At 69.4% G+C, this 14,841-nt stretch carries 13 protein-coding genes; 10 read left to right on the top strand and 3 right to left on the bottom strand.

Annotated features, from left to right (window positions below; all coding sequences use genetic code 11):
• Nucleotides 1-28: 28 nt before the first annotated feature.
• Complete coding sequence (locus E8A49_RS08100; RefSeq protein WP_293378753.1) at nt 29-955, top strand: MBL fold metallo-hydrolase; 927 nt, start codon at nt 29-31, stop codon at nt 953-955.
• Between the two features lie 22 nt (nt 956-977).
• Here the strand turns inward: E8A49_RS08100 and E8A49_RS08095 are convergent, their stop codons facing one another.
• Entirely contained in the window at nt 978-1,589 is a 612-nt protein-coding gene (locus E8A49_RS08095) for a glutathione S-transferase (RefSeq protein ID WP_293378750.1), read from the bottom strand.
• Nucleotides 1,590-1,603: 14 nt separating this feature from the next.
• A complete protein-coding gene (locus E8A49_RS08090) occupies nt 1,604-2,887 on the bottom strand; it encodes a nucleoside transporter C-terminal domain-containing protein (RefSeq protein ID WP_293378747.1) in 1,284 nt (427 codons plus the stop codon).
• Nucleotides 2,888-3,069: 182 nt separating this feature from the next.
• Here E8A49_RS08090 and E8A49_RS08085 point away from each other — a divergent pair, with 182 nt between their 5' ends.
• The 7 genes from E8A49_RS08085 to E8A49_RS08055 all read left to right on the top strand — a co-directional run bounded on the left by E8A49_RS08085 (nt 3,070) and on the right by E8A49_RS08055 (nt 11,445).
• Nucleotides 3,070-4,173 carry a hypothetical protein gene (locus E8A49_RS08085; protein WP_293378744.1) on the top strand — a complete coding sequence of 368 codons (1,104 nt, stop codon included), beginning with the start codon at nt 3,070-3,072 and terminating at the stop codon, nt 4,171-4,173.
• 198 nt (nt 4,174-4,371) lie between these two features.
• Nucleotides 4,372-5,514 (top strand): ABC transporter permease, encoded by a 1,143-nt coding sequence (locus E8A49_RS08080; RefSeq protein WP_293378741.1) that lies wholly within the window; start codon nt 4,372-4,374, stop codon nt 5,512-5,514.
• A complete protein-coding gene (locus E8A49_RS08075) occupies nt 5,511-6,266 on the top strand; it encodes an ABC transporter ATP-binding protein (protein WP_293378738.1) in 756 nt (251 codons plus the stop codon). Before E8A49_RS08080 ends, E8A49_RS08075 begins: the two co-directional genes overlap by 4 nt.
• Before the next feature lie 10 nt (nt 6,267-6,276).
• Nucleotides 6,277-7,251 (top strand): efflux RND transporter periplasmic adaptor subunit, encoded by a 975-nt coding sequence (locus E8A49_RS08070; RefSeq protein WP_293378735.1) that lies wholly within the window; start codon nt 6,277-6,279, stop codon nt 7,249-7,251.
• A gap of 181 nt (nt 7,252-7,432) precedes the next feature.
• Nucleotides 7,433-8,335, top strand: a complete 903-nt coding sequence (locus tag E8A49_RS08065) for an SDR family NAD(P)-dependent oxidoreductase (RefSeq protein WP_293378732.1) — start codon at nt 7,433-7,435, stop codon at nt 8,333-8,335.
• Between the two features lie 134 nt (nt 8,336-8,469).
• Nucleotides 8,470-9,903: an MFS transporter gene (locus E8A49_RS08060; RefSeq protein WP_293378729.1), complete on the top strand. Its 1,434-nt coding sequence runs from the start codon at nt 8,470-8,472 to the stop codon at nt 9,901-9,903.
• Nucleotides 9,904-10,056: 153 nt separating this feature from the next.
• Nucleotides 10,057-11,445 carry an MFS transporter gene (locus E8A49_RS08055; RefSeq protein WP_293378727.1) on the top strand — a complete coding sequence of 463 codons (1,389 nt, stop codon included), beginning with the start codon at nt 10,057-10,059 and terminating at the stop codon, nt 11,443-11,445.
• Nucleotides 11,446-11,448: 3 nt separating this feature from the next.
• On the opposite strand, the gene E8A49_RS08050 is transcribed toward E8A49_RS08055, so the two are convergent.
• Nucleotides 11,449-12,561, bottom strand: a complete 1,113-nt coding sequence (locus E8A49_RS08050; protein ID WP_293378724.1) for an Mrp/NBP35 family ATP-binding protein — start codon at nt 12,559-12,561, stop codon at nt 11,449-11,451.
• 119 nt (nt 12,562-12,680) lie between these two features.
• Between E8A49_RS08050 and hflK the strand changes: the two genes are divergently transcribed.
• Both hflK and E8A49_RS08040 read left to right on the top strand, forming a co-directional pair.
• On the top strand, nt 12,681-13,919 hold the full coding sequence (hflK, locus tag E8A49_RS08045; protein WP_293378721.1) for an FtsH protease activity modulator HflK: 1,239 nt from the start codon (nt 12,681-12,683) through the stop codon (nt 13,917-13,919).
• On the top strand, nt 13,916-14,839 hold the full coding sequence (locus E8A49_RS08040; protein ID WP_293378718.1) for a protease modulator HflC: 924 nt from the start codon (nt 13,916-13,918) through the stop codon (nt 14,837-14,839). The genes hflK and E8A49_RS08040 overlap by 4 nt, the downstream gene beginning before the upstream one ends.
• The last annotated feature ends 2 nt before the right edge of the window (nt 14,840-14,841 follow it).

Below are 14,841 nucleotides of genomic sequence, written 5' to 3'. Positions count from 1 at the left end.
ATCGCCGACGCCCACCGGAGCCGCGCACATGAAGCTCGCCGGTCTGATCGCCGCGGCCCTGGTCCTGGCCTTCCCCGCCGCCGCCCTCCCCGCTACGGCCCTGGCCAAGCCGCTGTTCGCCCCCTGGATCGACGGGACGGCGGCCAGCGAGCCGCAGATGCAAGTGCAGCGCTACGACGCCGACACCTTCGTCATCCGCCAGTCGGTGAAGACCGACTTCGAGGCGCCCTTCCTCTACCTGCTGTTCGGCAAGGACCGCGCCCTGCTGCTCGACACCGGCGCGGGCGGCCTCAAGGTGCGCCCGACCGTCGACGGGGTGATCGCCGACTGGCTGGCCGCGCACCACCGCGCCTCGATCCCGCTGGTGGTCGCCCACAGCCACAGCCACGGCGACCACACCGCCGGCGACCCGGAGTTCAAGGACCGGCCGGACACCGTCGTGGTGGGCTGGACCGCCCGCGACGTCGCGACCTTCTTCAAGATCGCCGCCTGGCCGCGCGACATCGTCACCTTCGACCTGGGCGGCCGCGCCCTGACCGTCATCCCGGCGCCCGGCCACCATCCGTCGCACATCATGATCTTCGACCCGAAGACGCGGCTGCTGCTCTCCGGCGACAGCCTCTATCCGGGCCGGCTCTATGTGCCGCTGAACCTCTTCACCGACTACCGCGACAGCATCGACCGGGTGGCGGGCTTCACCAAGGACCGCCACGTCAGCCACATCCTGGGCGCCCACATCGAGATGACCGCCACGTCCGGCAAGGACTATCCGCAGGCCGCGCCGGCGCATCCGAACGAACATGTGCTGGAGCTGCCTTATTCCGATCTGCTGGAGCTGCAGGCGGCGCTGCACCGAATGGGCGACAGCGTCGCGCGCGACGTCCACGACGACTTCATCGTCTCCCCCGTACCGCCCCGGCCGCCGGACCCGCCCTCCTCGAAGCCGGGCGGCTGACGCCCGATCGGGCCCGAGGCTCTCAGACTCCAGCGGCCGGCCGCTCGCGCATGGCGGCCAGCCAGCGATTGAGGTGGGCGAGTTCTTCCGGCGGCCGCAGGCGCACGATGCGGGCGAAGTCGATGCCGATCACGGCCACGATGTCGGCGATGGTGATCCTCTCGGTGGCCAGGAAAGCGCTCTCGCCCAGCCGCCGGTCCAGCACCTTCAGCGCGTTCATGGCAGTCTTCTGGTTCCATTCGGCGACTTCGGGCGCCGGCGTCTCCAGCGGCGCGAAGGCGGGATGCGCCAGACGGACGCCCAGCATGAAGGGCGTGGCCACCAGCATCTCGGCGCGGCGGGTCCACATCTCGATGACCGCGGTCTCCTCCGGCGTGCGGCCGAACAGATTGGGCTCGGGATATCGGCTTTCCAGATAGCGGCAGATGGCCAGAGACTCGGTGACCGCCGCGCCGTCGTCCATCTCCAGCATCGGCAACTGCGGCAGGCCGGCCTTGGCCAGGTAGTCCGCAGACTTGTGCTCGCTGTCCGGGATCGAGACCTGCACGACCTCGATATCGGTGATGCCTTTCTCGGCCATCACCCAGCGGACCCTGCGGGGGTTGGGCGCGACGGGGGCGTCGTAGAGCTTCATGGCGGAGGCTCCGGTCAGTGGCCGAACAGGATGGAGGGCATGACGCCCACCACCGAAGCGGTCAAGCAGGTGGCCAGGAAGCCGGCCATCATCGCCTTCCAGACCATGCCCATGATCTCCGCGCGCCGCTCCGGGACCAGCACGGAGTAACCGGCGACGTTGATGCCGACCGAGGCGATGTTGGCGAAGCCGCAGAGCGCATAGGTCATGATCACCCGGGTGCGCTCGTCGATGGTCCCGGCCGGCAGGGTGCCCAGGCGGATGAAGGCGGTGAACTCGGTCAGCACCAGCTTTACGCCTAAGAGCGAGCCCGCGGTCGGCGCGTCGGCCCAGCGGATGCCCAACGCCCAGGCGAGCGGCGCGAAGATCACCCCCAGCATCCGCTCCACGGAGATCGGGGCACCGCCGACGCTGCCCGCCAGGCCCAGGAGCCCGTTCAGCATCGCCACCAGGGCCACGAAGACGATCAGGGTCGCGGCGACGTTCAGCACGATGGATAGCCCGTCCGACGTGCCCTTGATCAGGGCGTCGATGGAGCTTTCGTAGACCTTGTCCTCTTCCTCGCTCAGCGGCTCGGAGACCTCGTCCTGCGGCTGGCGCGGCACCAGGATGCGGGCCAGCAGCACCCCGGCCGGGGCGGAGATGATCGAGGCGGTCAGCACGTGGCTGGCGGCGTTCGGCAGGACGTCCTTCAGGATCGTCGCATAGGCCACCATGGTCGAGCCGGAGACGCAGCTCATCCCCACCCCGAGCAGCATGAACAGCTCCGAGCGCGACAGGCGCGGCAGGTAGCTGCGGATGAAGATCGGACCCTCCACCTGGCCCATGAACACCGTGGCGGCGGTGGCGAGCGCCGGCGGCCCGCGCAGCCCCATGGTCTTCTCGAAGAGCAGGCCGAAGCCCTGGGTGATCCACTTCAGGATTCGCCAGTGCCAGAGCAGGGCCGCCAGGGCGCAGACCACCAGGATCACCGGCAGGACGCGGAAGGCCAGGATGAACAGGCCGCCGGGATTGGTCAGCGCGTAGGGCTGGTCCGGCGTCCCGGCCAGGAAGCCGAACACGAAGGCGACGCCCGCCTGGGTGCTGGCGGCCAGGCCGTCCACCGCATGGCCGACGCCCACCAGCCCGGCCCGCAGCGGCGCGACCCCGAACAACGCCAGCACCAGCGCCGCCTGCACCAGCACCGCCCCGATCGCCAGCTTCCAAGGGAAGGCCCGGCGGTTCTCCGACAGCGCCCAGCAGATTCCGATGGTCAGCGCGACGCCCACCAGGCTCTGCGCGTTCTGAAGACCGAACATCGACGACCTAATCCCCGCCGGCCGCGATTCCCCCTCGCGGCCCCCGCCGCCGATAGAGGAGCAGTTGGGGCGGTGGCGCAAGTTTGCAGCCTGCGCCAAGGCGCCGGTTCTGCTAGACTCCCTCTCTCAAAACGACGGGCGCCGGCCTAACCGTCAGGACGCCCGCAACAGGGAGCAGGACGATGAGGAACGGCGTCTCCGTTGTCGTATGGGCGTTGGCTTTGGGGATCGTGGGCGCGGCCCAGGCCGCCGACCCGCCGGCGCAGCCCGCCAAGGCCAAGCCCTATCTCGCGCCGCGCACCGGCTACGGCCGGCCGGACCTCACCGGCGTCTGGTCCAACGCCTCTGTGACCAACCTCACCCGCAGCCCCGGCGTCGCGAAGCTGGTGGTGGACAAGGACGAGGCCGCCAAGCTCGCCAAGGACAGCCCCTTCGAGAAGCTGGCCGCGGCCGAGGAAGGTCCTTCTAACTTCAACGACAACCTCCTGAAGGACGGCAACAGCGACCGCGGCTACAACACCTTCTGGATCGACCCGGGCATGAGCCTGGCCAACGTGAAGGGCGAGTTCCGCACGTCCTGGATCGTCGAGCCGGCCAACGGCCAGCTGCCGTTGTCCGACGCCGGCAAGACGCTGCTGGCCGACTACCGCAGCGACCGGGCCAAGAACCTGTTCGCGGGGCCGGAGTACCTGCCGGTGTCCGAGCGGTGCCTGATCGGCTTCACCGGCGCCGGCGGGCCGGGCATGCTGAACACCATCTACAACAACAACTATCAGATCGTGGAGACGCCTGACGCCGTGGTGATCGAGGTGGAGATGGTCCACGACGCCCGGGTCATCCCGCTGTTCAAGGACAAGGCGACGGCGCTCGCCCACCACCGCCCCGCGGTGATGACCGCCTGGCTCGGCGACAGCGTCGGCTGGTGGGAGGGCGAGACCCTGGTGGTCGACACCGTCAACGTGAACCCGGAAGAGGGCCGGACCGGGCCGATCTACCTCTCCGAGAAGGCGCGGGTCACTGAGCGCTTCACCCGCACCTCGCCGACCCAGATCTTCTACCAGTTCCAGGTCGAGGACCCGGTCTACTACACCCAGACCTGGAAGGCCGAGGAGAGCCTGAACGGGCGCAAGGACCGGGTGTTCGAATACGCCTGCCACGAAGGCAACTACGCCATGGCCGGCATCCTGGGCGGCGCGCGCCAGCAGGAGGCCCAGGGAATCAAGCCCACCATGGGCCCCGGCATCTTCGGCACACCGATCCCCGAGAAGTCCAAAGGCGGCGAATAACCGCGCTTCGGCTCGCCGCCGCCCGGATTACGAAGGTTTAATCCCGCCCGCCGCATCCGGGCGTAGCGCCTCGCGTCTCCTTGCAAGTGAGCGTGGGCTGCGGCTGCGCGGGGTTTGCCGGGCGATCTCCCTTACCGGGATTTAACTGGCTCCTCCGGGCAGGTCGGCGACATTCCCGCGCTCAACCCGGAGGTGGTTATGTCGCTGGCTCTCGCCACGCTGCTGTTCGAATGGAAGCGCTACAGTGCCGCCATGGTCGCGCTGGCCTTTTCCGGCCTGCTGATCCTGGCCCAGGTCGGCATGTTCACCGGCATCGTCCAGGCCGCCACCGCCACCATCGACCGCAGCCGCGCCGACATCATGGTCCTGGCGCCCAAGAACGAGAGCATGATCAACGCCGGGCCGGACTCCCTGCCCGAGCGGGTCGAGCCCTTGCTCTACCTGAACCCGCAGGTGGCCGAGGTCGAAAGCCTCGACGGCGATGGCGCGCGCTGGGTCAACACGCCCGCGCCCGGCAAGAAGGCCGTCACCACCTACGTCAACACCTTCGACGTCGATCCGCGCCCCGGCTCGGTGACCCTGCCGACCGACTTTCCAGAATCCATCCGCCTGGCGCTGATGGAGCCCTACGCGGTGGTGATCGACAAGACCGCCCTGCCCCGGCTGGGCACCAGTCTCGGGGCGACCGCGTCCCTGAGCGGCAAGACCGTCCATGTGCGCGGCGTGCTGGAGAACTATCCCAACGTCGACCAGCCCTCGGTCTACATGTCGCGGGACACCATGCATCTCCTGGGCATGGGCGCGAAGGGCGGCAAGACCGGCCCCCTGATGGTGCGCCTGCGCGATCCGACCCAGGCGCGCCAGGTGGTGGAGCAGCTCAACAAGGTGTCCGGCGGCCTCTACCGCGCCTGGACCCGCGAGGACCTCTCGAAGGCCAATGAGAGCGCCCTGATGGGCGAGCAGATCATCGGCATCTTCCTGGGCTTCTCCCTGTTCCTGGGCCTGCTGATCGGGGTCGGCATCACCTCGCAGACCCTGCGCGGCGCGATCCTGGCCAGCATCAAGGAATTCGCCAGCCTGCGGGCGCTCGGCGTCTCTATGGGCTCGCTCAGCCGCATCGTCCTGGAGCTGGCGCTCTGGGTGGGCGTCGCGGGCCTCCTGGCCACGGCGCTCTTCACCTTCGGCGTCTACATGCTGGGCCAGAGCCTGGGCATGCCGATGGGCTTCCCCATGCCCTGGATCATCACCGTCACCGTGCTCCTCCTCGTCATCTCCGTCCTGTCGGGACTGTTCTCCCTGGGCGTGCTGAAGAGAAGCCAACCTGCGGACCTGCTGCGATGAGCTCTGCCAGCGAACACGCCATCAAGGCGCACGGCCTCTACAAGCGCTTCAAGACCGGCCGCACCCATATCGAGGTGCTGAAGCGGGTCGACTTCGACGCCCTGCACGGCGACGTGACCATGGTCATGGGCCCCTCGGGCTCGGGCAAGTCGACCCTGGTCGCGGCGCTGTCGGGCCTCCTGAAGCCCGACGAGGGCCAGGTGAGCGCGCTGGGCCAGGACCTCTGGGGCCTGCGCCAGAACCGCATCGACCGCTTCCGGCTCGACCACTGCGGCTTCATCTTCCAGGGCTTCAACCTGTTCTCGGCCCTCACCGCCCTGCAGCAGGTGGAGATCGTGCTCAAGTACCAGGGCGTCCCTAAGCGCGACGCCCGCCGCCGCGCCGCTGACGCCCTGGCCGAAGTGGGCCTGGAGATGCGCATGAACTCGCGCCCCGCCGAGATGTCGGGCGGCGAGAAGCAGCGCGTCGCCATCGCCCGGGCCCTGGCCAAACAGCCCCAGCTCCTGTTCGCCGACGAGCCCACCAGCGCGCTCGACGGCGAAAACGGCCAGATCGTCATCCGTCTCCTGCAGCGCGCCGCCAAGAGCCATGGCGCGGCCGTGATCTGCGTGACCCACGACCCGCGGCTGGAGGCCTACGCCGACCGCATCATCCACATTGAGGACGGCCACATCCTGGACGACCACCGGGTCGACCGCGCCGAGGCCCCCGCCGATCCCCTTCACCACCGCCCCGAACTCGTCGAGGCCTGAGGACACCGTCATGTTCGCCTTTCTCCGCAACCGTTTCGTCTGGATCGCCGTCGTGCTCGTCGCGCTCGCGGCCGGCGGCGGCCTCTTCATGTCGCACCAGGCCAACGCCAAGAAGGCCGAGCAGGCCAAGGCCGCCGCCGCGTCCGCGCCCAAGAGCCCCTACGTCGCCATCGCCAACGGCAAGGCCGACGTGGAAGGCGGCATGATCCAGGTCGCCGCCCGCACCTCCGGCGTGGTCGAGGACGTCAACGTCCAGGAAGGCGACGACGTGAAGAAGGGCCAGGTGCTGGCCCGCCTGGAGGACGAGCAGCCTCGCCTGCAGGCCATGGAGGCCGAGGCCGAACTGCGCCAGGCCCAGGCCCAGGTCGCCCTGCTGCAGGTGCAGATCTCCACCGCCAAGCGCGAATTCGGCCGCGTCCAGGGCCTGATCGACAAGCAGTTCATCTCCCGCCAGTCGGTGGATCAGGCGCAGGACGCCATCCGCGGCGCCGAGGCCAGCCTGGAGGCGCAGAACGCCGCCATCGCCACCGCCCAGGCCAAGCTCAGCCAGGCCAAGTACAACCAGGAACTCACCATCATCCGCGCCCCGGCCGACGGGCGGATCGTGCGCCGCTACGCCAACCCCGGCGCCGGCGCCTCGACGCTGAACGTCTCCAACATGTTCGACCTCGAGCCCAAGTCCAGCCGCATCGTGCGCGCCGAGATCACCGAGAGCTCCCTGCCCTTCGTCGAGATCGGCCAGACCGTGCAGCTCTCGCCGGAAGCCGACCCGACGCGGGTCTTCACCGGCAAGGTGCTGCGCCGGGCCGAGGTGTTCGGGGCGCGCAAGCTGCAGTCGGACGACCCGACCGAAAAGACCGACGAGCGCGTCGTCGAGGTGGTGGTCGGCGCCACCGACGCGCCCTTCCTGATCGGCCAGCGGGTGCTGGTCAAATTCATGCGGACCCAGCAGCAGGCGCAAACCACCCCGCCTGCAGTGGGATAGGCTAGGTCCGCTGGCCTCCTCCGCCTTCCGCCAGCGGGCGGAGGAGGCCCACTCTGGGTTTCGGGGCGGCGAGCAACGCCAGCCGCGCCTTGACGCCTCTGCCGTGAGCCCGCAAAACCGCCGCCGAATTCGAGGCCCCGCATCTGCGCGGGCCCGCGGGCTTATCCAGAGAGGACTTCTCATGGCGGACATCCGCTTCGACGGCAAAGTGGCCATCGTCACCGGCGCTGGCGGGGGCCTCGGCCGCCAGCATGCGCTCGAGCTCGCCCGGCGCGGGGCCAAGGTGGTGGTCAACGACCTGGGCGGCTCCATGGACGGCTCCGGCGGCGGCTCGGAGGCCAGCCACAGGGTCGTCGACGAGATCAAGGCCCTGGGCGGCGAGGCCATCGCCAACGGCAGCTCGGTCACCGACGACGCCGGCGTCGCCCTGATGGTCAAGCAGGCCATGGACGCCTGGGGCCGCATCGACGTCCTGGTCGCCAACGCCGGGGTGCTGCGCGACAAGACCTTCGCCAAGATGGAGATCGCCGACTTCGAGTTCGTGCTCGGCGTCCACCTGATGGGCACGGTGAAGCCCGCCAAGGCGGTCTGGGAGATCATGCGCGAACAGAATTACGGCCGCATCGTCTGCACGACGTCGTCGTCCGGCCTCTACGGCAACTTCGGCCAGTCGAACTACGGCGCGGCCAAGCTCGGCATCATCGGCTTCATGAACACGCTGAAGCTCGAGGGCCAGAAGAACAACATCCACGTCAACGCCATCGCTCCGGTGGCCGCCACCCGGATGACCGAGAACCTGATGCCGCCCGCCATCCTGGAGCGGCTGAAGCCGGAGTACGTGACCCCTGGCGTGGTCTTCCTCTGCTCGGACGAGGCGCCCACCGGTTGCATCCTGACCGCCGGCGCAGGCGCCTTCGCCCTGGCCCGCATCGTCGAGACCGAGGGCGTCTACCTGGGCGAAGGCGGCCTGTCCGTCGAAGAGGTCCGCGACAACTGGGCCAAGATCACCGACCCGGCCGGCCAGCAGGCCTACCAGGCCGGCGGCGAGCAGAGCGCCAAGTTCTTCCGCCTGATGGGCGGCTGAACCAAATCCTCCCCCTCCGAGGGGGGGAGGATATCCGCATTACGCCGAATCAACTTGCGCCCCCGCAAGGAGGAACGGCTAACCTTGCCTCCTGATCGCGCCCGCCAGAGGCGTGGCGGACCAGGAGGATCGCGTTGTCCCAGGCCCCATCGCCCACGGGGAAATCCGCGGCGCCCGGTGAGCTGTCGCTGGCCTCGGTCCTGACCTTCGCCTGCTGCTACCTGCCGTTCGCCGCGCTCAACACCTCCGTCGCGGTGCAGGTGCCGAACTACTTCGCCCGCCACATCGGCCTGGGCCTGGCGGTCGGGGCGGTGTTCGGCCTGGTGCGGCTGATCGACATCCCGCTGGACCCCTTGCTGGGCCTGGTGATGGACCGCACGCGCACGCCGCTCGGCCGCTACCGGCCGTGGATGATGCTGGGCGCGCCGGTGCTGATGGTCGCCATCTACATGATGTACGAGGCGCCGGTGGGCGCGAGCGGGACCTACCTGCTGGTCTGGCTGCTGATCATGTACCTCGGCATGTCGTTCCTGTTGCTGGCGGCCAACGCCTGGGCGGCGATGCTGGCCGCCAGCTACACCCAGCGCTCGCGGATCTTCGGCGCCCTGCAGGGCCTGGGCACCCTTGGCGCCGTCGCCGTCCTGGTGATCCCGATCCTCACCGCCCAATTGCAGCACAAGACCGACGCCCAGGGCATCCAGGCGGTGGGCTGGTTCCTGGTGATCATGTCGCCCCTGGTCATCGCGCTCGTCACCCTGCGCACGCCGGAGCCGGTGGGGCGCGCGCCCGAGGCCCAGGTGCGGCTCAGCGACTACGCGCGCCTGCTGGCTCGGCCCAATGTGCTGCGCATCCTGGCGGCCGACTTCTTCGTCATCCTGGGCCCCGGCTGGATGAGCGCGCTCTACCTGTTCTTCTTCACCGACAGCCGCGGCTTCTCCACCTCAGCAGCCAATGGCCTGCTGGTGATCTACCTGGCGGCCGGCCTGATCGGCGCGCCGCTGACCGCCTGGCTCGCCAACCGCATCAACAAGCACCGCGCGCTGATGGTCACCACCACCGGCTATTCGCTGATGCTGATCGTGATCTTCCTGTCGCCCAGGGCCAGCTTCTGGATCGCCGCCCCGACGATGCTGGTGGCGGGCGCGTTCGCCGCAGGCTCCATCGTGATGATCCGCTCGATCACCGCCGACGTGGGCGACGAGATCCGGCTGGAGAACGGCCAGCAGCAGATCGGCCTGCTCTATGCGCTGACCAGCGGCTCCAGCAAGATGGCCGGCGCCCTGGCCGTCACCCTGACCTTCTGGGTCCTGTCCCTGGTCGGCTACAATCCCGCCGAGCACGCGGTGAACGGCCCCCGCCAGATCCTGGGCCTGGAGCTCGCCTACACCATCGGCCCGATCGTCTTCGTGATGATCGCGGGGGCCTGCTTCGTGGGCTACAAACTCTCCGCCGAGCGCCACGCCGACATCCGCCGCCAGCTCGACGCCCGCGACGCCGTCTATGGCGAAAGCCCCGTGGTGGAGAGCCTTTCGGCCTCGCCGGGCGAGACCCTTGTCACCGGTCCGTGACCGCCCGCCCGGTCCGAAAGCCCTTGCGCGTCCGGCAGTCTGTGGTCTCTCCTGCTCACATAAGCACCCCAAAAGAGGGTGACCATTGATTTAGGGAGACGTTCAGTGACCCTACATTCGGGGACAGTCCGTTCCGGAACGGCCGACGGCCGCATGCCCCTTCCGCGTTTGCTCGCATTTTCCGCCGGCAGCATCCCGGCCTACCTCCTCGTCGGCATGCTCTCGACCTACCTGCCGCCCTTCTACGCCGGCAAGATGGGCATCTCGCTGACCGCCATCGGCCTGACCATCGGGGCGCTGCGGCTGGCCGACCTGGGCGTCGACCTCTTCCTCGGCTGGCTCATGGACATCACCAAGACGCCGTTCGGCCGCTATCGCCCGTGGTTCGTCGCCGGCCTGCCGGTGCTGTGGGTGGCGGTCTACAAGGTGTTCAACCCGCCGACGGGCGTGGACGCCAGCTACCTCTTCACTTGGTACATCCTGCTCTACATCGCCTACTCGATGCTGGTGCTTGGCCACTCGGCCTGGGCGGCGGCGCTGAGCGGCAAGTACAACGAGCGCTCGCGGATGTTCGGCTGGATGCTGGGCATCGGCGTCTTCGGCTCCTCGATGATTAGCGCCCTGCCGCTGATCACCCACGGCAAGATCAAGCCGGCGGACCCCAACAGCATCCCGACCATCGGCTGGATCATCATCGTGGCGGCCACCGTCGCCGTCCTGATCACGCTGTTGTCGACGCCGGAACGCACGGCGCCGGTGGCCCGCAAGGATCGCACGACGCTGAAGGACTATCTGGCGGTCATCACCAATCCCTCGATGTTCCGCCTGGTCCTGGCCGACCTGTTCCTGATCCTGGGGCCCGGCGCCAGCGCGCCGATCTACCTGTTCTTCTTCCACGAGGCGAAGGGCTTCGAGCTCGGGCTGGTGAGCATCCTCCTGATCCCCTACGGCGCGTCCGGCATCGTCGGCGCGCCGGTCTGGGCCAAGGTCGCCCAGCGCCTGGGCAAGCACCGCACCGTGCAACTGGCCGGCCTCGGCTATGCGATCACCCAGACCATCCTGATGCTGATCCCGGCGGGCCTGTTCTGGCCGACCTTCGTCAGCATGTTCTCGGTCGGCTTCTGCGGGTCGGCCTTCATCGTCCTGATCCGCGCCATGGTCGCCGACGTGGCCGACCAGCTTCGGCTGGAGACCGGCCAGGAGCGGGCCGGCGTCCTCTACGCCCTGGTCACCCTGACCCAGAAGCTGGGGTCGTCCCTGGCGGTGACCATCATCTATCCGATCCTCGACATGGTCGGCTTCGTCGCCAAGCCCGGCTATCACAACACGCCCGAAGCCATCCGGGGGCTGGAGATGTGCTACGTCTTCGCCCCGATCATCCTGGTGGTCATCGGGTCGGCCTGCCTGATCGGCTACAAGCTCACCGCCCAGCGGCAGAGTGAGATCCGCCAGGAGCTCGAGGCGCTGGAATCGCGGGACTACGCGGCCGGGATCGAGGTGCTGGGCGGCCCCGGGGAGAACATCGCGGCGCGCGCCAGCTGAGGCCTAGTCGATCAGCCGGCGCGCCACGTCCATGAACACCTGGGCGGCCGGGCTTTCGGGCTTGGCCGCCACCAGGGGCTCGCCATCGTCGCAGGCCTGGCGCAGCGCCATGTCGATGGGCGCCTGACCCAGCAGCGGCACGCCCAGCCGCTGGGCCTCCCGCGCCGCGCCGCCCTCGCCGAAGATCGGGATGCGCGCGCCGGTGGCCGGGTCGGGGAACCAGGCCATGTTCTCCACCACCCCCAGGATCGCCGTCCCGGTCTTGCGGAACATGGTGGCCGCGCGGCGCGCGTCGATCAGCGCGATCTCCTGCGGCGTGGAGACGATCACCACTCCGTCGAGCTGCAGCCGCTGGACCAGGGTCAGCTGGATGTCGCCGGTGCCGGGCGGCAGGTCGATGACCAGCACGTCGAGCGGTTCCGCCTCCGTGCCCCAGACGCTGTTCATCAGGGTGCGCAGCGCCGAGGACGCCATCGGCCCGCGCCAGATGTTGGCCGTCCCGTCCTCGACGATGAAGCCGATGGACATTACCTTCACGCCCCAGGCCATCAGCGGGATCAGCCGCTTGTCCTCGTCGAAGGTGGGTTCGTCCTTGATCCCCATCATGTGCGGCGCCGAGGGGCCGTAGATGTCGGCGTCCAGCAGGCCGGCCTTCAGGCCCAGGCGGGCGAAGGCGCAGGCCAGGTTCACCGCGACGGTGGACTTGCCGACCCCGCCCTTGCCGCTGGCCACCGCGATCACCTTGCCGACGAAGGGCGGCCGCTCGGCCTCGGCCATGGGCGCGAGCTTGGCCTGCGGGTCCTCCTGCACGCGCGGGGCCGGCTTGCGGCGGGGCGCGACCGAAAGCTGCGGGCCTGTGGCCTCGGCGGTCAGCACCACCTGGGCGGCGGCGACCCCGGGCTGGGCGGCCAGGACGCGCTCGGCGGCGTCACGCACCGGCGCATAGAGGTCGGCCTCGGCCGCGGGGATCTCCAGCATGAAGCCCACCCGGTCGCCGCGGATCGTCAGGCCCCGCACCAGGCCCGCCGCCGCCAGCCCGCGCCCCGACTTCGGGTCGGCGACGCCGTCGAGGGCGGTCATCAGGGCGTCGCGGTCGGGGACGGGCGTTTCGCTCATGGCGCCTTAAGCTTGCTTTGAGGGGTGTTGGGTCTCATATCCGATGAACGGCGCGGTTTACATGGCCCCGCCGGCTGGATCGACAACAACCAAGCTCAAAACCAAGGCCGACCCGGCACATGCCCTGGAACGACAACGCCAACCCCGGCCCGTGGGGCTCGCCCCCTTCCGGGGGTGGCGACGATGGACGCAAGGACCCGCCGCGCCGCCCGCAAGGCGGCGGGGGCGGCGGCAATGGCGGCGGGCGCGGACCCGGCCGTCCCGGCGGCCCGGGCCCGGACCTGGGCGCCGGCATGGACCAGCTGCGCCAGCGCCTTCGCAACGCATTCAGCGGATCGGGCGGCGGCGGCGTGCGTCCCGGCGTGCTCCTCGCCGTCGCCGGCGCGGTCTTCCTGCTCTGGGCGCTCTCCGGCATCTACCAGGTGCAGCCCAACGAGGAGGCGGTGGTCACCACCTTTGGGGCCTATTCCCGCGACGAGGCGCCGGGCCTGCGCTACCACCTGCCCTGGCCCATCGAGCACGCCGAGAAGGTGCCGGTCACCAGCCTGAACCGCATCGACATCGGCGGCGGCGGCACCACCGACAGCGACATCCCGCAGGAAAGCCTGATGCTGACCAGCGACGAGAACATCGTCGACCTGACCTTCAGCGTCACCTGGCGGGTCTCGGACGCCGCGCGCTACGTCTTCTCCACCCGCAGCCCCGACGAGGCGGTGAAGGCCGTGGCCGAGAGCGCCATGCGCGAGGTCATCGGCAAGACCCAGCTCGACCCGATCCTCACCAACGGCCGCGGCCAGGTGCAGCTGGAGACCGCCGACCTGATGCAGAAGACCCTCGACAGCTGGGGCGCCGGCGTCCGCATCGTCGAGGTGCAGATCCGCTCGGTGAACCCGCCGCAGGATGTGGTCGCCGCCTTCCGCGACGTGCAGAGCGCCGAGCAGGACCGCGACTCCGCGGTCAACGAGGCCGACGCCTACCGCAACCGGGTGGTCAACGAGGCCAAGGGCGACGCGGCGCGGATCGTCCAGTACGCCGAGGGCTACCGCCAGCAGGCGGTGCTCACCGCCACCGGCGACGCCGCCCGCTTCAATTCGATCTACGCCGAGTACAAGCGCGCGCCGCAAGCCACCCGCGACCGCCTCTATCTGGAGACCATGGAACGCGTGCTGGCCCGCTCCAACAAGGTGGTGATTTCCGGCAAGGGCATCACCGCCCCGGTGATCCTGCCGCCCGACGTCTTCCGGCCACGCAACGCCGAGACCGTCCAGCCGCAGACCGCGACGCCCAGCCCGCAGCCCCAGGCGCAGAGCCAGGGCCAGGCGCAACCGCAGGTGCAATCGCCGGGAGCGCAACAATGAGCCGCTCCACCGTCCTTGTGGTCTGGGCCATCGTGGCCTTCGCCGCCCTCCTGACCCTCTACAATTCCCTGTTCGTCGTCGAGCAGCGCGAGGAGGCCATCGTCCTGCGCTTCGGCCAGCCCGAGCGGGTGATCCACGCTCCCGGCCAGCCCGGCGCCGGCCTGCACCTGAAAGAGCCCTTCGTCGAGAACGTCATCCTCTTCGACCGCCGCAACCAGGCGATGGAGGCCGACCAGGAAGAGATCGTCGACGGCAACCAGCAGCGGCTGGTGGTCGACGCCTTCCTCCGCTACCGCATCTCCGACCCGCTGCAGTACTACCGCACCCTGCGCGACGACCGCACGGCGCAGGACCGGCTGGAGCGGCTGGTGAACTCCTCCCTGCGCCAGGTGCTGGGCTCGGCCAGCACCGACGACATCATCTCGCTCCGCCGTGACCAGCTCATGCAGCAGTCGAAGGTCGACGTGACCCGCCGCGCCAAGGAATCCAACCTCGGCATCGAGGTCATCGACCTGCGCATCAAGCGCGCCGACCTGCCCGCCGCCAACCAGGCCTCGGTGTTCCGCCGCATGCAGACCCAGCGCGCCCAGATCGCGGCCCAGTACCGCGCCCAGGGCGAGCAGCAGAAGCGCGAGATCATCGCCTCCGCCGACAAGGAAGTGGCCATCACGCTCGCCACCGCCCGCCAGGAGGGCGAGACCACCAAGGGCCAGGGCGACGCCCAGCGGACCCGCATCTTCGGCGAGGCCTTCGGCAAGGACCCGAGCTTCGCGGCCTTCTACCGCTCCATGCAGGCCTATGAGACGGGTTTGGGCCAGGGCGACACCACCCTCGTGCTTTCCCCCGACAGCGCCTTCTTCAAGTATTTCGAACAGGGGCCGAACGCGGGCGCCGGGGGCGGCGGCCCGGCCAAGCGCTGAGC

This window comes from Phenylobacterium sp. (assembly GCF_004799515.1).
GTDB lineage: Bacteria > Pseudomonadota > Alphaproteobacteria > Caulobacterales > Caulobacteraceae > Phenylobacterium.
This window is presented reverse-complemented; position numbering and strand designations above follow the sequence as displayed.